The organism is Flavobacterium hydrocarbonoxydans, from assembly GCF_009789235.1.
Classification (GTDB): domain Bacteria; phylum Bacteroidota; class Bacteroidia; order Flavobacteriales; family Flavobacteriaceae; genus Flavobacterium; species Flavobacterium hydrocarbonoxydans.
The window spans coordinates 17,840-36,020 of sequence record NZ_WSTB01000005.1 but is presented as its reverse complement, the minus strand read 5'-3'; the positions used below and the strand labels follow the sequence as shown (position 1 = coordinate 36,020).

The 18,181-nt window shown below is 35.4% G+C and carries 15 protein-coding genes; 6 read left to right on the top strand and 9 right to left on the bottom strand.

Annotated elements, in window-relative coordinates; all coding sequences use genetic code 11:
• Positions 1-12 precede the first annotated feature (12 nt).
• The 4 genes from GON26_RS10230 to ychF all read right to left on the bottom strand — a co-directional run bounded on the left by GON26_RS10230 (position 13) and on the right by ychF (position 4,032).
• Complete coding sequence (locus GON26_RS10230; protein WP_160374718.1) at positions 13-951, bottom strand: YihY/virulence factor BrkB family protein; 939 nt, start codon at positions 949-951, stop codon at positions 13-15.
• Positions 952-1,067: 116 nt separating this feature from the next.
• A complete protein-coding gene (locus tag GON26_RS10225) occupies positions 1,068-1,745 on the bottom strand; it encodes a hypothetical protein (RefSeq protein ID WP_160374717.1) in 678 nt (225 codons plus the stop codon).
• An 8-nt stretch (positions 1,746-1,753) separates the two neighbouring features.
• Positions 1,754-2,431: a TIGR02117 family protein gene (locus GON26_RS10220; protein ID WP_160374716.1), complete on the bottom strand. Its 678-nt coding sequence runs from the start codon at positions 2,429-2,431 to the stop codon at positions 1,754-1,756.
• A gap of 506 nt (positions 2,432-2,937) precedes the next feature.
• The gene (gene ychF, locus GON26_RS10215) at positions 2,938-4,032 is read right to left on the bottom strand and encodes a redox-regulated ATPase YchF (RefSeq protein WP_160374715.1); all 1,095 of its coding nucleotides are present in this window, start codon (positions 4,030-4,032) and stop codon (positions 2,938-2,940) included.
• Positions 4,033-4,349: 317 nt separating this feature from the next.
• Here ychF and GON26_RS10210 point away from each other — a divergent pair, with 317 nt between their 5' ends.
• A complete protein-coding gene (locus GON26_RS10210; RefSeq protein WP_160374714.1) occupies positions 4,350-6,983 on the top strand; it encodes a TonB-dependent receptor in 2,634 nt (877 codons plus the stop codon).
• A gap of 70 nt (positions 6,984-7,053) precedes the next feature.
• Here the strand turns inward: GON26_RS10210 and GON26_RS10205 are convergent, their stop codons facing one another.
• The 5 genes from GON26_RS10205 to GON26_RS10185 all read right to left on the bottom strand — a co-directional run bounded on the left by GON26_RS10205 (position 7,054) and on the right by GON26_RS10185 (position 13,040).
• Positions 7,054-8,217, bottom strand: a complete 1,164-nt coding sequence (locus GON26_RS10205; protein WP_160374713.1) for a hypothetical protein — start codon at positions 8,215-8,217, stop codon at positions 7,054-7,056.
• A gap of 136 nt (positions 8,218-8,353) precedes the next feature.
• Positions 8,354-10,039 carry a leucine-rich repeat protein gene (locus tag GON26_RS10200; protein ID WP_160374712.1) on the bottom strand — a complete coding sequence of 562 codons (1,686 nt, stop codon included), beginning with the start codon at positions 10,037-10,039 and terminating at the stop codon, positions 8,354-8,356.
• A 328-nt stretch (positions 10,040-10,367) separates the two neighbouring features.
• Positions 10,368-10,826: an SRPBCC family protein gene (locus GON26_RS10195; RefSeq protein WP_160374711.1), complete on the bottom strand. Its 459-nt coding sequence runs from the start codon at positions 10,824-10,826 to the stop codon at positions 10,368-10,370.
• Between the two features lie 340 nt (positions 10,827-11,166).
• Positions 11,167-12,246, bottom strand: coding sequence for a hypothetical protein (locus GON26_RS10190; RefSeq protein ID WP_160374710.1), 1,080 nt, complete (start codon positions 12,244-12,246; stop codon positions 11,167-11,169).
• A gap of 443 nt (positions 12,247-12,689) precedes the next feature.
• Positions 12,690-13,040 (bottom strand): 4Fe-4S dicluster domain-containing protein, encoded by a 351-nt coding sequence (locus tag GON26_RS10185; protein ID WP_160374709.1) that lies wholly within the window; start codon positions 13,038-13,040, stop codon positions 12,690-12,692.
• Positions 13,041-13,178: 138 nt separating this feature from the next.
• Here GON26_RS10185 and GON26_RS10180 point away from each other — a divergent pair, with 138 nt between their 5' ends.
• From GON26_RS10180 to GON26_RS10160, 5 genes are all read left to right on the top strand, one after another.
• Positions 13,179-14,243 (top strand): acyl-CoA reductase, encoded by a 1,065-nt coding sequence (locus GON26_RS10180; protein ID WP_160374708.1) that lies wholly within the window; start codon positions 13,179-13,181, stop codon positions 14,241-14,243.
• 91 nt (positions 14,244-14,334) lie between these two features.
• The gene (gene serC / locus GON26_RS10175) at positions 14,335-15,405 is read left to right on the top strand and encodes a 3-phosphoserine/phosphohydroxythreonine transaminase (RefSeq protein WP_160374707.1); all 1,071 of its coding nucleotides are present in this window, start codon (positions 14,335-14,337) and stop codon (positions 15,403-15,405) included.
• A 202-nt stretch (positions 15,406-15,607) separates the two neighbouring features.
• Positions 15,608-16,558, top strand: a complete 951-nt coding sequence (locus tag GON26_RS10170) for a D-2-hydroxyacid dehydrogenase (protein ID WP_160374706.1) — start codon at positions 15,608-15,610, stop codon at positions 16,556-16,558.
• A gap of 102 nt (positions 16,559-16,660) precedes the next feature.
• Positions 16,661-17,218 (top strand): DUF937 domain-containing protein, encoded by a 558-nt coding sequence (locus GON26_RS10165; protein WP_160374705.1) that lies wholly within the window; start codon positions 16,661-16,663, stop codon positions 17,216-17,218.
• A gap of 492 nt (positions 17,219-17,710) precedes the next feature.
• Positions 17,711-18,145: a DUF6146 family protein gene (locus GON26_RS10160; protein ID WP_160374704.1), complete on the top strand. Its 435-nt coding sequence runs from the start codon at positions 17,711-17,713 to the stop codon at positions 18,143-18,145.
• Positions 18,146-18,181 lie beyond the last annotated feature (36 nt).

Genomic DNA, 18,181 nt, shown 5'->3' with positions numbered 1-18,181 from the left:
TGCAGATAAAATTTAATCTGCAACTATTTTTTTATCGGGATCATCGATTTCGTAAATCTCTTTTTTTATTTCTACTGAATATTCGTTTGGATAAATTTTACCGCCATACGATTTTGCATATACTTTGGTAAATTCAGCTCCAAAATACAGAATTATTGCCGAATAATACACCCAAACCAAAATAATTATTACAGAACCTGCAGCACCATATATAGAAGCGACAGTTGAACTTCCTAAATAAAAGCCAATGGCAAATTTACCTATCATAAAAAGAACAGCGGTTACTCCAGAACCTATAAAAGCATCTTTCCAACGTATTTTTCCGTCTGGCAAAGTTCTGAAAATAATGGTAAAAAGCAGCGTAATACTAGCCAAAACAATCACAATATTAACCAATTGAAACAAATAAACGGTACTTTCTGGAAAATAGATTTTGAGTCGTGCACTCACTAAATCGAGTGTGGTATTGACCAAAAGACTCACCAACATTAGAAAACCAACCGAGGCAATCATCGAAAAAGACATTAATCTGTTTTGAATGAATTTTTTGAGCCCTTTATCCGGTTTGGCACGTAATCCCCAAATAAAATTGATTGAACTTTGTATTTCAGCAAATACTCCCGATGCTCCGATAAGCAGCATCACTATACCAAAAACCGTTACAAAAACATTACTGTCAGACAATTGTACATTTTTTATCGCTTCCTGAATCTGAATCGCCGCATCGTTGCCTACTAATCTGTTTATCTGACCGTAAAGCTGTCCTGAAACGGCTTCTTCTCCAAAAAAGAAACCACATATCGTAATGATAATAATCAATAAAGGCGGTAGTGCAAAAATGGTGTAATACGACAATGCCGCACTTAACTTAATGGCGTTATCGTCATTAAATTCTAAAAAGGCATTCTTTAACAGAAACCATGACTTGGCGAATATATTTTTTACTTTCACGATAATTTCTATTTTTTAAATATGCTATCAAATTTAAGGAATAATCGCCGAGCCTGCTTTCTCGCTTTTTTCTTAATTTTTACATTTTTACCATGTTTCTCTACCTATATAATTTGTTATTTTGAAACTTTATTAAATTCCTGATCGGTTCCTAAATGTTTAATTTTTAGAATGTTTTTAAACTCACGACGGCTTGGTTTTATCAAATAGGACATTGAATCTAATTGCTTGCCCTTAATTTTCGTCACCGAATCTAATTTTTTTAAATCTTCTCGTAAATAAATACGTTTAATTTTAAGGATATTTTTCTCCAAAGCTATTGTTTCAATATTCCAAAAAACAGAATCTCTTGTACTTAATACTAAATGACCGTTAATACGTTTTGCTTTTTGATTGTATGATAGTCTAAATAATGTATCGGTTATTTTTTTAGACAACTCGATTGAATCGCCTATTTTAAATACATCAAATTCATCCTTAGTATCCTTAGTAATTAATTTTCCGTCAACAAGATTATATTCAGATTTTAATGAATCCATTTTGTGTTTATGAACTTTGAATTTAATAAAATATTCTCTTAAAATTCTGTCTTCTTCTATTCTAATATAAGTATAATCTTTATTCGCATACAAGCCTTTAAATTTAGATGGAAAGCTTCTTAATTCAGAGTCATAATCAGGCTGTGGATTTTCAAAATAAAAAGTCAGACAGTCATCGCAAAATGCTACTGCATCTGCTTTTTTACATGAAGTTAAAACAACTATTAAAATCAGGATTAAAAATATCTTTTTCATAGCCGCTCTTATTGATAATGACAAAAAATCCCTTTATCATAAACCGTCCACAAGCTCGCTTTTTGATTGGCGGCTTTTAAGGCGCTATTTGCCCAGGTATTACAGGTATAAAATAAACTGTAACTGCCTTTTGCTTCATAAAAAGCATCTTTTTTTCCGTAGCTGTGGCCTTCAAGCCATTCCGGATTTGTGGGATTGCTGAAGCTATTCGAAATATATGTAATTAGCTTTTGATAGTTTTCTTTTGAAACCAAAATACGTTTGCAATCTTCACCTTCTTTTAATTGTTTGAAAAATGTGGTGTGCATTGCTGATGAACTTACTCCGAAGGCGGCTTTTAATGCCGTACTTGCTTTTAAGTCTGACCATTCAGGTGTATCGAGATAAAATCCTTTGTCGCCCCAGCCGAAAGCGATGAAATTCATTAAAGAATCTTTGGATTGTGTGTGCGCAAACTGAATTTCGTTTCGCCAGTCTTTGATTTCATTTTTGATGGGAACTACAATATCCGTATGGACGCCGTTTGACAGAATATAAATAGGTATTGCGTCTTTTTCGTCTAGCTGAGCTACATCCGAATTAACTGTGATTTTAGAGATAAGATAGACCGCAATAAGATACAGCACAAGGAAAGTTATTATTCCGAGAAGGGTCCAGCCTGCCATTTTAAAGGTTTTTTTTAGCATTGGTTTTGGTTTGTTTTTGGGTTAATAAAAGTACTTTTTTGTTGTAACCAATTTTTGAGCCAAAAAATAAAATAATGCTTTTTTACGTTTCACATTTCACGTTTCACATTTCACATTTTACATTTTACATTTTACATTTTACATTTTGCTACCCCAGATTGTAACGGAAAGCATTTTTTATGAATTGCTATTTTTTGTGGCGATAAAAAAGCGACCGGAGGAAGCTCTTTTTATGCCAGACAAAAAAAGCAATTCAGGAAAAATCTTGTAGTGTAAAGCTGGATTGGGTCCTTAAAATGGCACGCGGATGAGACGGATTCGCTAAAGCGAAAACGCGGATTTACACAGATTTATTCTCGTTTTTGCCATTTCTGACAGAGTTTGTGTACATTACTTTTTAAGTATAAAAAAACTGCTGAATTTCTCCAGCAGTCTTAATCTATTCTCTTTATTCTTTATTCTTTATTCTTTATTCTTTATTCTATTTTCTATTTTCTAAAAGAAAACTATACGTTAAAACGGAAGTGCATTACATCACCATCTTTTACGATATATTCTTTTCCTTCGACTTTGAATTTTCCGGCTTCTTTTGCTTTTGCTTCAGAACCGTACTGAACGTAATCTTCGTAAGAGATAACCTCAGCTCGGATGAATCCTTTTTCGAAATCGGTATGGATAACTCCTGCGGCTTGTGGTGCTGTAGCTCCAATGTTGATGGTCCAGGCACGCACTTCTTTTACACCTGCAGTAAAATACGTTTGTTGTTTTAATAATTTGTAAGCTGCACGAATCAAAACCGATGCTCCTGGCTCAGTTAATCCCATGTCTTCAAGAAAAACCTGACGCTCTTCGTAGCTTTCTAACTCGGTAATATCAGCCTCTGCTCCTACTGAAAGGATGATAACTTCGGCATCTTCGTCTTTTACTAATTCGCGAACCTGATCTACATATTTGTTTCCGTTTACTGCTGAATTTTCGTCAACATTACAAACGTATAATACCGGTTTTGCTGTAATCAACTGAAATGATTCCATTAAAACTTCTTCGTCATTACTTTGCGGAACGATTGTTCTAGCCGATTTTGCCTGTAACAACGCTTCTCTGATTCTGTCTAGAAGTGCTTTTTCAGTCTGTGCTTCTTTATTTCCGGTTTTTGCTGCGCGATTTACTTTCTCCAAACGTTTTTCTACCGTTTCTAAATCTTTCAGCTGCAATTCGATATCAATTGTTTCTTTGTCACGAATTGGGTTTACATTTCCGTCAACGTGTACGATATTATCATTGTCAAAACATCTTAAAACGTGAATAATAGCATTACACTCTCTGATGTTTCCTAAAAATTGGTTTCCAAGACCTTCACCTTTACTTGCTCCTTTTACCAAACCTGCAATATCTACGATATCTACAGTTGCCATTTGTACACGCTCTGGTTTTACCAGTTCTTCCAGTTTGTTGATTCTTGGATCCGGTACGTTTACAACTCCAATGTTGGGTTCGATTGTACAAAACGGAAAGTTAGCACTTTGCGCTTTTGCATTTGATAAACAATTAAATAATGTTGATTTTCCAACATTTGGCAATCCTACAATTCCTGCTTTCATCTGTAGTTACTATTTGTTTTTATTTAAATCCTGAATTGTTTCAGGCGTTACCATTATTACTGCTACCTTATATATAGGTAGTGCTGCTAATGGAATTATGATTTATTCTTGAAATTTTATTTCTGCCAAAATGATATTTTTTGACTTTAAAATTTTGCAAATATAAGATTTAATAACTTGTAACTTAACTAAAATTGAGGATTAATGTTTTTTAAAGGTAATTCCTAAAAAATTTAAAACTTTTTACAAATATTTTGTTAAAAACTACTACTTTTATCCAAACTACAAAGAAACACCAAAACCAAACTCAATAAATTATGAGAAAGATTGCATTATTACTATTATTACTAAACAGCGCTTTTCTTTTTGCGCAAAAAGAAGTCAAAGGAGTTGTTAAAGACAGAACAGGAACTCCTCTACCAGGAGTAAATGTTGTTGAAAAAGGCACTACAAACGGTGTATCTACCGATTTTGAAGGAGGTTACAGCATCACAGTCAAAGATGGGGCTACTTTAGTTTTTAGTTATGTTGGATTCGGTACAGTCGAAAAATCAGCATCTTCAGATAAAATAGACGTGTCACTGGACGAAAGCGGTGGTCAGGTTCTGGAAGATGTTGTAATTGTAGGTTCCAGAAATAGCAAAAGAACCGTTGTGAACTCGGCTGTTCCTATTGATATTATTAATGTAAAAGATGTGACCACACAAAGTGGAAAATTGGAAATCAACGAGCTTTTGCAATATGTTGCTCCTTCGTTTAATGCGAATAAACAATCCGGTTCTGATGGAGCCGACCACGTAGATCCGGCTTCGTTAAGAGGTTTGGGACCAGACCAGACCTTAGTTTTGATTAACGGAAAAAGAAGACACCAATCGTCTTTGATTAACTTATTTGGAACCCGCGGACGTGGTAACACCGGAACCGATTTGAACGCAATTCCTGCTTCGGGAATCAAAAGAATCGAAATTCTGAGAGACGGTGCTGCCGCTCAATACGGCTCTGATGCTATTGCAGGTGTTATCAATATTGTAATGAATGACAATGTAGATGAGGTTACCGGAGCTATTACCTACGGTGCCTTTAATACAAATGCAAAAGGCGATTTCCTTCCTGGAACTCCAAACACTGAAGGCTTTAGACTGGATAAAGACGGCAACGGAAACTCTTATGGAAAAGATCAGGATATTGATGGAGGATCTGTAAAAGTAGGAGCCAATTATGGTGTAGCACTTGGATCTAAAGGCGGTTATGCCAACTTTACCGGAGAATTCATTAATAAAAACAAAACGCTGAGACCTAGTTATGATTTTAGAAAAGGTTTTGGTGATGCTGAAATTCAGGGTGTCAATTTATTTGCAAATTTTTCTGTTCCCATCTCTGATAAAACAGAATTTTATGCTTTTGGAGGCAGTAATTTTAGAGATACAGATGCTTACGCTTTTACCAGAAATGATGGTGAAAGAGTGGTTGAAGAAATTTATCCAGGTGGTTATACGCCTAGAATTACATCAAAAATCAATGATAATTCGGTTGCGGCAGGTATTAGAACCGAAACTTCCGGTGGCTGGAAATTTGATTTTAGTAATACTTTAGGAAATAATAAATTTCATTATAAAATAAAAGGGACCTTAAACGCCTCTTTGGAAGAAAATTCTCCGACCAGCTTTGATGCAGGTGGACACAGCTTATTACAAAACACTACCAATTTTGATGTTTCTAAAAACTATGGCGGTATTCTAAACGGACTAAACCTTGCTTTTGGAGCTGAATACAGAATTGAACAATTCAAGATTTTTGCCGGTGAAGAAGGTTCATATACTACTTATGACACAAACGGAGATCCTATTACAGATCCAACTACGCAAAGTGCTCCTATCGATCCCGTTACCGGAGAGCCAAGGCCAGGAAGTTCTCAGGGTTTCCCGGGATATAGTCCAGCGAACGAAGTAAATGAAAGCCGTTCGAACTTCTCTTTATATACAGATGCCGAATTGGATATCACAGATGCCTTTATGGTAAGTGGTTCGGTACGTTTTGAAAATTACAGCGATTTTGGAAGTACTGTAAACGGAAAATTAGCTTCGAGACTTAAACTTTCTGATCATATTAATCTGAGAGGTTCTGTAAGTACTGGTTTCCGTGCTCCGTCTTTGGCACAAATTTATTATAACTTACGTTTCACCAACTTCAACTCAAGTGGTGCTACAGAAGTGCTTTTGGCTCCAAACGACAGTCCTGTAACCAAGGCTTTTGGAATCGAAAAATTAAACGAAGAAAAAGCAGTTAACGCCTCTTTAGGTTTTACCGCTAACTTTGGCGATTTTACTGCAACTGTTGATGGTTATTATATCAAAGTTAAAGACCGTATCGTTCTTACAGGTTATTTTGATGCCAGTGCTTTAAATTTAGGTGTTTCGGAAGCACAATTCTTTACGAACGGAGTGGATACCAAAACACACGGTTTGGATTTGGTTTTCTCCTGGAAGAAAAAATTTGGTGCCTCTAATTTTGGTGCCACTTTGGTTGGAAACATCAATGATATGAAAATCGAAGATGTTAAAAACGGAAGTTTAGACGAAGGTACTTTCTTTGGAAAACGTGAAAAAGCCTTTTTATTAGCTTCTGCGCCTAAGAATAAATTTGGTTTAAACCTGAATTACGGCATCAAGAAGTTCGATGCTGGTTTAGCTTTTACACGTTTTAGCAAAGTAGTTTTAGTAGATTATGCTGACGAAGACGATGTTTACAACCCAAGACTGATTACTGATTTGACGTTAGGCTATAAAATTACGGAGAACTTAAAATTAAGTATTGGTAGCAATAACTTGTTTAATGTATATCCAACTAAACAAGACGAACAGGGAAATACCGAAGCAGGTGGATACTGGGACGCTGTACAAATGGGTTTCAGCGGAGCTTATTACTATGCAAGACTTGGGTTTAATTTCTAACAGAAAGCAAAACCTTTTCATAAAAAAAATCCTGAGCCTTCAAAACTCAGGATTTTTTTTTATCTCCTTTTTACTGCTCATATTCTAATGAACTGATAATCGCTTTTTCTTCATCAGTGGCGGTAAAACCGGATATGTCCCAATAATGGGTTAGGATTTTGTTCTTTTTATTAAAAAGTGTTTTCTCTTTAAAAACATCACTATCCTTATAGGTAAATTTCTGTTTATTAAAATGGGTCGTTATAAAACTATTGCGAACCTGAATATTTTTAGTTTTATCTTTTAAGACCTGATCGTACGTTATTTCCTCATTCGAATTTAACAAATAATAATCTTCGCCTTCTACTCTGTAATTTACATTTATAAGCGATTTGGTGATGTTCTTAGCACCTATTTTCGCTTTTTCTTCCAGATCCACAAGATCTCCCGGAACGCTCAGAACGGTAAATTCTATGATTAATTTCTTTTCAAAATCATATACAATTTCGAATGATTCCAGTTCTTTTTTGGCCTTGCTCAATGGCGTTACCGTCATCACACGATAGGCTTCGTTTTTAGGATGTCCTTTTACAACATAATCATATTCTTTTTTGGATTTCGAATGTATGAGTGCTTCAAAATATTTCAGATTATTATAATTTTCCATTATAACATTCAGATTATATCCTTTTAGATCGGCACTTACATCTGTTTCTACTAATCCATAAGAACGATTTTGCTCTACCAGTAAGGTTGTAGTTATTTTGTTTTTATCTCCTGAAAACTGAAAATTTACCAGACCGTCATTATAATACGAATATTTGTTGTCCAGCATAAAAAACTCTCTTACATATACTTTTAACCGATAAGGCATCGCGAGTTTCTTCATCGAATTCAAAACAATTTTCTGAAGTGTTTTATCCGGAGCTTCTTTCGAAACCACAATTTCATCCAATTTATTGTTCTTATTTTTAAGATAAACTACAAATGCATCTGGCTTTAAAGTTCCCCAACGAACAGTAACTTTGTCGTAATTCATCTCAGAAACCTCAATATTCGAGCCTCCGGTTAAGGCAAACGTAACCTTACCTTCTTCATTACTTAATAAAACTTGTTTGGTTTTTAACACCACAACAGTAGCATTTTCTATAGGCAACATCGTTTCTATATCTTTTACGACTATAGAATATTCGGCTTTTTGGGCAAAAATAGTGGCGTTATAAAATATAAGAAATACAAGTATTAATTTCTTCATAGACTGTTGTTGGAAAATCTATTCAAATTAACTAAAATAAAACGTTATAAACCAACACTATACAAAATAAAAACAAAAAAACTTCATAGCCAAAAAAAAATCCTGAGCGTTAAACTCAGGATTATTTTTATGTAAATTATTGTGCGCTAATAACATCCTTATAATCAGACCATCCGGCAGCGGTTTCGTAAGCCTCCAGACTACCGCCTGGTACTTGTATCGCATCGGCTGCGGTAAGTGCCCTACAGTTTGCAAAAGTCAGCAAAGTGGTACTTACCAGTGGAGGTGTCGCCGGATTCATAATAACTTTGGTTATACCCGGATTATCTGCAAAAGCATAAAAACCAATACTCTTGACACTGGCCGGAATAGTAACAGTGGTTAAACTGGTACAATATCGGAACGCATTCGAATAAATATGGGTAACACTATTAGGAATAACCACCTGAGTAAGGTTTTTGCAATAGGCTAAAGCCAACTGATCAATAGCGGTAACAGTATTGGGTATGGTAAACGAACCCGCTTTCCCCGTTGGACAATAAAGTAAGGTACTGACTGTTTTATTATACAAAACACCCTCTACCGATTTAAAAGTATCATTTGATTCCGCTACTGTCAAAGAAGTCAGAGCTGTACAATCTACAAAAGCTCCTGCTCCAATTTCTTTTACGCTGGCTGGTATTTCGATACTGGTCAGACTGCTGCATCCTCTAAAAGCATTTATTTCAATAGAGGTTACACTAGCCGGAATCGTAATGTTTTCCAGACTGGAACAGCCTGAAAGAACTTCTGTTGTAATTTCACTTAGCTGATTGGGTAAGGATATCAAAGTTAATTTTTCACAATCATAAAAAGCTCTTGTCTCAATTTCGGTTACACTATTCGGAATCGAAACGCTCTTCAGTTCTGAACAATACGAAAACGCATAAGAGCCAATACTCGTAACCGTATTCGGAATTGTAACCTCGGTTAAACCTTTGCAATACGCAAACGCATCAGGGCCAATCGTTTTTATTCCTTCAGTAAGAGTGATGCTTTTCAGACCTTCGCAATCACTAAACGAATGCAAACCAATCACCTCTACACTTCCCGGAATATTAATACTCTCCAGTTTATAACAATCGTTAAAAGCTCTCGTATCGATAAGCTTTATTCCTTCCGGAATAATGACACTTATAATATTCTCCTGATCTTCAAAGGCTGCATTGCCAATTACCGTAACAGGATATCCCTCCAATGTAGTGGGGATTGTGATATGGTATTTTTCTTCTGTATCCAATTCTTGCCAAAGTGGCGACAATCCAGTAATGGTTACTTCGGGATTAGGCGCATCGGAGATAGTATATTGAAACAGCATGTCGTTCGTTACCGCTTTTGGCGCTACCGAAACCATAGCGGAATTATTCGCTGGCTGTATGTCTTTTTCATTACCAGATATCATGGCTTTGTTTTGGTAATCGCCAGAAGCATTTACTGTACCTACAATCGTAAGGGTTGCCGTGGTTTCGTTATCCAGATCCTCAATTGCCCAGTTACCTGTTTCGCTGTCGTATTCGCCTGAAGTGGTTTCCGCACTCACATAAGTATAGCCTGAAGGTATTTTGTTAACGACTGTAACTTCTGTGGCATCTAGCGGGCCATTGTTGGTAGCTGTAAGGGTAAAAGTGACATTGGTTCCCGCATTGAGAACCTCATCGCTTGCGGTAATTTCTATACCCAAATCAGCGGTTTGTGTGGGATCTACCGCATCATCATCGGTACACGATGACAGTAATACCACAGTGAGCAGAAAAAATATAATGCTTTTAAATTTGAATTCCATAGTGTTCTTTTAGCTTTTAAAATTTTCGTTTTATTATAAAATCGTACAAAACTACTTCTTGAAAAGCACTAATAAATCACTATAAATGAGTATTTTTTTTTTTAGGCCACAGATTAAAATGATTTAAAAGATTAAAAAAATCTGCGAAATCTGCGTGAAAATAAATATAGACCACTGATGACACTGATTTAACCGATTGAAAGAAAAAAAATCTGCTAAATCTGCTAAATCTGCGAGAGAATAAAATAGACCACGGATTACACTGAGTCAACAGATTAAAAGAAAAAAATCTGCGAAAATCTGCGTGAAAATAAACCCCTCGTAACCGTTAATTCCAATTGTCTATTTTGATATCGTTGGGCGAAGGTTTTCCTGCACCGGTTTCGACAAGCTGTTTTAAGCTTAGCAGAAATATTGCCCATTTCATACTGCAATGCGCTTTAAACTCGACTTCTTCAGCCCAGTTGATATGACGAAACAGCACAATGGTATAGTCTTCTTCCTGATGCAACTCGAATATCACTTCGGTGCCCATCCATTCCTGTGGGCCTTCTAAGAATTTCCAATGGACTTTTTTATCAGGCTCCAAACCTTGTATTTCAAATTGCATGCTGCCTACTTCGTTTCCTTCTAAAGTATGAAATCGTGTTACCACTGTTTTTCCTATTTCAGATGCGCCACTCGTATCTTTTGTCCACCAGTTTGATATTCCTTTTGTCGTTGCCAATGCCTGGTAAACTTCCTGAACCGCAGCTTTAATTCCTACTCTATGAATGATGTGTACCATTGTTGTGGTTTTTTGGGTGTTGTTTTGTAAAGTTAGTGATAATGGTTTAAGATTATGTATTTAAAGAATTTTATAATCAAATGTTCTGGTCATAACTTAATACTAAGGTTATGACAAAAAATTAAACAAAGTTATTTCTTAAAAAGAAATAATAAATCACTATAATGAGTGTATTTTTATTTAGACGAAAATTATTTGGGGATTGGTGTTTTTGATAGAAAATAAATAAGAATCGTATACCAGCATATCATTATAAAATTATTCAGCATAAATCTTTGTGGTTCTTTAAATGATAATTCCATTAAATTCCAATAACCACAAAAATTTGTTAGCAGCTACTTTACAATTCTAATTCTTGAACATGAATAATAATCCTTTCATCATCTTCTAATATTTTATGCTCTTTATATAGTTTTTCAGCATCTGAATAACTCATCCACCTACTTCCGATTTGGTTTAAATTAAAATTTTCTTCAAATACTTTATGAGATAATGAAGTTTCTTTCATATTCCTTTTCTTTAGTATTTTATTACCATCTTTACTTTCCTCCGTTACACCATTAATTTTGCAAATTGGTATATGCATCCCAGAAGAAGTGAATTTGCTATTTTTAAACTGTAGTTTATCAGTTGGTCTGAGAAAGGCACAACAAAAAGGATATCTATAAGTTGTTGCGTAATTATTACCATTTTCACACTTACAAAAATGGTTTTTACATAGATTATCCTCCATTTTTTTTAATTGCGGATCAAGATTTTTAGCTTGTGACCAATATAATAATTCTCCATCCCAAATTTTATATTGAATCATTGTAAATCTCACTTTTTTGTTTTCTTGATCATATTGTTCATAAATCAAATCAGCTCCCATCGATTGCTCTCCATCATTTGGATGAATGAGTCTAACTCTAATAATTCTATTTTCAGAAACTTTATAATCTGCATGTTTCGTTCCAATTTCAATTGGTTGAATATCGAATTTAAATGATTTTACATCATGCTCAAGAATATAATCTTCTTGAACATTTCTTGGAATAAGTAATGAACGAACAATTTGAACTTTGTCTAATTCTTTTTTTAGTAAGTCATTGTTAATTATATCTGTTCCAATTTGTTGATTTAATTTAGTAATTTCTTGATCAACGATTTCTACTGCCTCTACAATACGTCCTTCTAACTTACTTTGTGCTTCTGCTTTTTGTCTAAAAGACCTAACTAAATCGGGTTCATGATGTCGCTGAACAATTAAAGACTTTTCATTGAAAATTTCAGGAACAATTTGAGTAGCTAACTTTATAGCACTATAATATGTCGGAGTTGCGCCTTTATTAGAAATGCCTCTTAATTCTCGAACAAGATTTAGTAGAGCCCATTCAGTTTGCATCTTTTTAAACTCGTCATAATTCTCAAATTCTTCCATAATGATATTTTTATGTTCTTTAGGTTGATTAGCTGCCAACTCAAAATACGTACAATTAAATCATACAATCTATCTCATCAAATAGTAATAAGCAAGACAAAATCTTACCCAACACTTTTAAATTACTTTTCAATAAAAACAAATATCAAACAACAATTCCAACTTCCATTACGGGAAACCACAATCGCTTGATATTTATTTAAGACAGGGATAGTCATAAATAAAAATGTAGCAGCAGGTATATATACGGTTTTTGTAGAATCGCTATCAGAAACGAAGACAAAAAAAAATGGCAACGAACTTTCTAATCAAGCGCGTTTGTTCACCCCTTGAAGGGTTTAAAACCCTTCAAGGGGTGAAATCGTAACATCTTTATTGAGAATAGTCCAAAAAAAAATCCTGAGGGATTAGCTCAGGATTTTTATATAAAACTTTAAATCTATTTATTCATTATGCAGGAACGCCTGTCTGTTCAACAAGGTTTCTTCATCTTCTACGTGATTATCATCCGGTACGCAACAATCTACAGGACATACAGCAGCACATTGCGGCTCATCATGAAAACCTTTACACTCGGTACATTTTCCAGGAACGATATAATATACTTCGTCCGAAATTGGCGTTTGCGCATCATCTGCATCCACCTCAGTTCCGTCTGGTAAAATTACTTTTCCTTTAAGACTTGTTCCGTCTTTATATCTCCAATCGTCAGCTCCTTCATAAATCGCTGTATTTGGGCACTCTGGTTCACAAGCCCCACAGTTTATGCATTCGTCAGTTATAATTATTGCCATTTTGTTCTTGGTTACGAGTTAAAAGTTATTCGATTTCAGAATAAAATGCCAAACATTTTATTCTGCTTTGCCTTATAACTTAATATAGCTTATTTTTGTGCAAAATTACAATCAAAACCTTTCATAAACAAATTACTTATGTTACAAAACGAAAAAAAACAATCTTTTATAGCACTAGGCCGCTTTTTAAGTCAGTTTTCTGAAGCCGGAAATACTAAAAAAGAATCGGTTTTGGGTAATGATTTGTTTTTTGATGCCTTCGTAGATCTAATTCATCTTTCGCAATCGCACAACGGCTGGTACACACCTGAGCAGGTTTATTTTGCTATAAATTCCTGGGCAGAAGCCCTGACTGAAGAAAATTTGGACCAATGGCTTTCGGCTTATACTTTTGATGCTTCTCAGGATGAAAAAACAGTAGCATTGATTCTGGCCGGAAATATTCCGTTGGTAGGATTTCATGATTTTCTGTCGGTACTGATTACCGGCAACAAAGCGTTGATTAAAACCTCTTCGAATGATCAGCATCTTTTGCCTTTTCTGGCTAAATATTTGGTTTTTGCAGATGAAACGCTGAAAGATAAAATCACTTTCGTGGAAGGGAAACTCGAAAATTTTGATACCGTAATTGCCACCGGAAGCAATAATACAGCGCGTTATTTTGAATATTATTTTAAAGACAAACCGTCGATCATTCGCAAAAACCGAAACTCGGTTGCAATTTTAAACGGTCAGGAATCTAAAGAAGATTTAGAAGCTTTGGGCGAAGATATCTTTCGTTATTTTGGTTTAGGCTGCCGCAATGTTTCGAAGCTTTTTGTACCAAAAGGCTATGTTTTTGATGGTTTTTTTGAAGCGATTTTCAAATACCAGGACGTGATTCATTACGAAAAATATGCCAACAATTACGACTACAACAAAGCCGTGTTTTTGATGAGTAATTTTAAATTGCTCGACAATGGCTTTTTGACCATAAAAGAAGATGCAAGCTACGCCTCTCCTATTTCGAGTGTGTTTTACGAATTTTACGATAACCTCGAAGATTTGCAAAACCGTCTCGAAAATGATGCCGAACAAATTCAGTGTATCGCAAGCAACAATTTGACAAAAAACAGTATTGCATTTGGGCAAAGCCAAAAACCCCAATTATGGGATTATGCTGATAACGTAGATACTATAACGTTTTTGTTAACAACAAAGTAAAAAATTGTTTAATTATTTCGAATAATTTAACGCTTTTTCAGCTCCTATTGCCGAAATTTGCGTTTTTAAAATTTGGACTATTAACTATACCATGAAAAAACACAACTACAGCGCAGGACCAAGTATTTTACCTCAGGAAGTTTTTGAGAAAGCTTCACAAGCAGTTTTAAATTTTAACAATTCTGGATTATCAATTCTGGAAATTTCGCACCGAAGCAAAGATTTCGTTGCTGTTATGGATGAAGCCCGTTCGCTGGCTTTAGAATTATTAGGCCTTACAGGCAAAGGATACCAGGCTTTATTTTTACAAGGTGGTGCCAGTACAGCATTTTTGATGGCTCCGTACAACCTGATGAAAGAAGGCGGAAAAGCAGCTTATTTAGACTCCGGAACCTGGGCTACTGCAGCTATAAAAGAAGCAAAGAATTTTGGTGAAACTATTATCGTAGCTTCATCAAAAGAAGAAAATTACAACCATATTCCAAAAGGATACGAAATACCGGCTGATGCAGCTTATTTTCACTGTACCAGCAACAATACTATTTTTGGAACTCAAATGAAAGACTTCCCAGCGACGAATGTTCCTGTGGTTTGCGACATGAGTTCTGATATTTTTTCACGTGAATTGGATTTCTCTAAATTTGATTTGATCTATGCCGGTGCTCAGAAAAATATGGGTCCTGCAGGAACTACACTTGTAGTGGTTAAAGAAGAGATTTTAGAAAAAAGCGGCAGAACTATTCCAAGTATGTTAGATTATGCTAAACATATCAAAGCAGAAAGTATGTACAATACACCTCCTGTTTTTGCAGTTTATGTTTCTTTATTAACATTACAATGGATTAAAAGTAAAGGTGGTATTGCAGCAGTTGAAAAATTAAACAACGCAAAAGCGGCATTACTTTATAACGAAATCGACAGAAACCCATTGTTTAAAGGTGCTGCAGCGGTAGAAGACCGTTCGAACATGAATGTAACTTTCTTGCTAACCAACCCTGATCACACGGAGACTTTTGACAAATTATGGAAAGAGGCTAACATTTCCGGATTGCCAGGACACCGTTCTGTAGGTGGTTACAGAGCTTCTATTTACAACGCTATGCCTATCGAAAGTGTTCAGGTTTTAGTAGATGTAATGAAAGCATTAGAAACTAAAGTTTAGTTTTCAGTCTCAGTTTTCAGAAAAATATCTAATGAATACTGAAGCCCTAGCCCCGATAGAAATGGAAATCCTTTTATTTTTTTCCTTTAAAAAAATAAAAGATTGCAATGGATAGCGGGAAATAGCTTCTAAATCAAAAAAAGAAAAATTATAATATAGGTTCAGCTGTTAAACGGTTAACCAAATAAACACATAAACTATAATGAAAGTATTAGCGAATGACGGAATTTCTAAAAGTGGAATTCTAGCTTTAGAAAAAGGTGGATTTGAAGTTATCACTACAAAAGTAGCTCAGGAACAAGTTGCTAATTTTGTTAACGAAAACAACGTAAGCGTAGTGTTGGTACGTAGTGCAACCAAAGTACGTAAAGATATTATTGATGCTTGCCCAGGTCTTAAAATTATTGGCCGTGGTGGTGTTGGTATGGATAATATTGATGTTGATTATGCTAAAAGCAAAGGAATTCATGTAATCAATACGCCAGCTTCTTCATCTGAATCAGTTGCTGAATTGGTTTTCGCTCACTTGTTTTCAGGTGTTCGTTTCCTGCATGATTCTAACAGAAATATGCCTCTTGAAGGCGATTCAAACTTTGATGGTTTGAAAAAAGCATACGCAAATGGTGTTGAGCTAAGAGGCAAAACGCTTGGTATTGTGGGTATTGGCCGTATTGGTCAGGCTACTGCAAAAATGGCACTTGGTTTAGGAATGAAAGTGATCGCTGCAGATAGTTTTATTCCTTCTGTAGATGTAAAAGTGGAGTTTTTTGACGGACAATCTGTTACTACAACGATCGTTTCGCAATCATTAGAATCTTTGTTTAAAGAAGCTGATTTTATTACGCTTCACGTTCCTGCACAAAACGGTTATATCGTTGACGAAGCTGCTCTTGCTACTATGAAAGATGGTGTGGGTATTGTAAACTGTGCTCGTGGTGGTGTTATTGATGAGGTTGCTTTGATTAAAGCTTTGGATTCAGGAAAAGTGGCTTTTGCAGGTTTAGACGTTTTTGAAAGCGAGCCAAAACCGGAAATGACCATCCTAATGCACCCAAAAATTTCGTTGACTCCACACATTGGAGCTGCTACTGGAGAAGCACAAGACAGAATTGGTACTGAATTAGCCTCACAAATCATTTCAATTTTAGGCTAATCTATTATAATTAAATATTTTAGGAGGGATTTATTAACATTGTTTAATAAATCCCTTTTCTTTTTTTTACTAATTTTGAATTCTAACCTAAACCTAATTATCATGCTAGATCAATTAACTCAATTAGTAAAACAATATGGTGGCGATGCTGTCGTAAATAATAGTGCTGTTCCGAACGAACAAAACGAAGATGTAATGAATGAAGCCAGCAGTTCTATCTTTTCTGGATTGCAAAAAATAGCTTCTGAAGGTGGTACCGAACAATTGGCTGGTTTGTTTCAGGGTGGTGCTATTGATAGTTCTAATCCTGTTGTAAAACAACTTACAGAGCAATTGTCGGGTAATCTGGGACAGAAATTTGGTTTAAGTACTGATACATCATCCAATGTTGCCGGAAGTATGATTCCGCAGGTACTTAATTCTTTGGTAAATAAAGCAAAAGACCCGAATGACGGAAGTTTTCAGATTTCAGACATTATCAATTCGATTTCTGGAAATAGCGGTCAGGCATCGAATATTATGGATACGATTTCGAAATACGGAATGCAGTTTGGATTAGACCAAAATGCTGACGGAAGAGTAGATGTGAGCGATGTTGTGGCTGTGGCTTCCAGCAAAGGAGGCTTTAGTGGGTTATTAGGAAAATTATTTGGAAGATAGTTTTTTTGAAGGTGCTAAGGCCCTGAGTCTCTAAGATACTAAGATTTTATAAAAGCTGTTTACCGTTGTGGTAAATAGCTTTTTTTTGGTTCACGCAGATTTTAAAAATAGAGGCGCACAGCAGTGCGTCTTTTAGGTATGATTTTCTCGCAAAGACACAGAGGCGTAAAGTTTTTGTTTCACGCAGATTTTAAAAGTAGAGGCGCACAGCAGTGCGTCTTTTAGATATGATTTTATCGCAAAGACACAGAGGCGCAAAGTTTTTTGTTTCACGCAGATTTTAAAAAGATTTAAGCAGATACCGCAGATTTTTTTTATCCTTTTAATCCTTTTAATCTGTGGCTAAAAAAACTTTGCGCCTCTGCGTCTTTGCGAGCAATATCTCCAGCAAAAAAAAACCTTTGCGAACTTTGCGGTAAAACCATAACCCATAACCCACAACTCAAAACCTATCCTTTTTTTTCGTAAATTTAGGTTCGCAATTTCAAGAACATGAAAACTCCCTTTTACATACTCGCTGTTTTATTTATCATCATTGCCTGCTCGACATCGCAAAAAACGGTGAATGATACTTCCAAACAAAAAGTAGCGGTAAACGATACAGTGCGTATTGCCAATGATTCTCTGGAATACGAAGTGATTATTATAGATCCCGGTTTTAGCAGCTGGCTGGTTTCGAGAGCACAATCCCGCAATTATTATTCGCAATCGTACTTAGAAAATAAAAACCAGCAGTATGTTGCAGAGTGGAATAATCGCGTGAATCAGCCGATGCGTTTTAATCCGGACTTATACGAAATGCGCATTAATTATGATTCTTTCATCAATTATGGCTACGAAGTGAATTACCTGATTTATAATTATATGGTCTATTTTCAGAATACCTACAAACAAAATCTCGGAGCTGGATATATTCCTGCCAGATAATTTTAAACCTTAGCTTTAGATTACTATATTTGTAAT

What these genes read in the sequence shown, in the direction of transcription:
- GON26_RS10225 (WP_160374717.1), bottom strand. Translation starts at nt 1,745, where the DNA reads ATGAAAAAGATATTTTTAATCCTGATTTTAATAGTTGTTTTAACTTCA.
- GON26_RS10220 (WP_160374716.1), bottom strand. Translation starts at nt 2,431, where the DNA reads ATGCTAAAAAAAACCTTTAAAATGGCAGGCTGGACCCTTCTCGGAATA.
- ychF (WP_160374715.1), bottom strand. Translation starts at nt 4,032, where the DNA reads ATGAAAGCAGGAATTGTAGGATTGCCAAATGTTGGAAAATCAACATTA.
- GON26_RS10210 (WP_160374714.1), top strand. Translation starts at nt 4,350, where the DNA reads ATGAGAAAGATTGCATTATTACTATTATTACTAAACAGCGCTTTTCTT.
- GON26_RS10205 (WP_160374713.1), bottom strand. Translation starts at nt 8,217, where the DNA reads ATGAAGAAATTAATACTTGTATTTCTTATATTTTATAACGCCACTATT.
- GON26_RS10200 (WP_160374712.1), bottom strand. Translation starts at nt 10,039, where the DNA reads ATGGAATTCAAATTTAAAAGCATTATATTTTTTCTGCTCACTGTGGTA.
- GON26_RS10195 (WP_160374711.1), bottom strand. Translation starts at nt 10,826, where the DNA reads ATGGTACACATCATTCATAGAGTAGGAATTAAAGCTGCGGTTCAGGAA.
- GON26_RS10190 (WP_160374710.1), bottom strand. Translation starts at nt 12,246, where the DNA reads ATGGAAGAATTTGAGAATTATGACGAGTTTAAAAAGATGCAAACTGAA.
- GON26_RS10185 (WP_160374709.1), bottom strand. Translation starts at nt 13,040, where the DNA reads ATGGCAATAATTATAACTGACGAATGCATAAACTGTGGGGCTTGTGAA.
- GON26_RS10180 (WP_160374708.1), top strand. Translation starts at nt 13,179, where the DNA reads ATGTTACAAAACGAAAAAAAACAATCTTTTATAGCACTAGGCCGCTTT.
- serC (WP_160374707.1), top strand. Translation starts at nt 14,335, where the DNA reads ATGAAAAAACACAACTACAGCGCAGGACCAAGTATTTTACCTCAGGAA.
- GON26_RS10170 (WP_160374706.1), top strand. Translation starts at nt 15,608, where the DNA reads ATGAAAGTATTAGCGAATGACGGAATTTCTAAAAGTGGAATTCTAGCT.
- GON26_RS10165 (WP_160374705.1), top strand. Translation starts at nt 16,661, where the DNA reads ATGCTAGATCAATTAACTCAATTAGTAAAACAATATGGTGGCGATGCT.
- GON26_RS10160 (WP_160374704.1), top strand. Translation starts at nt 17,711, where the DNA reads ATGAAAACTCCCTTTTACATACTCGCTGTTTTATTTATCATCATTGCC.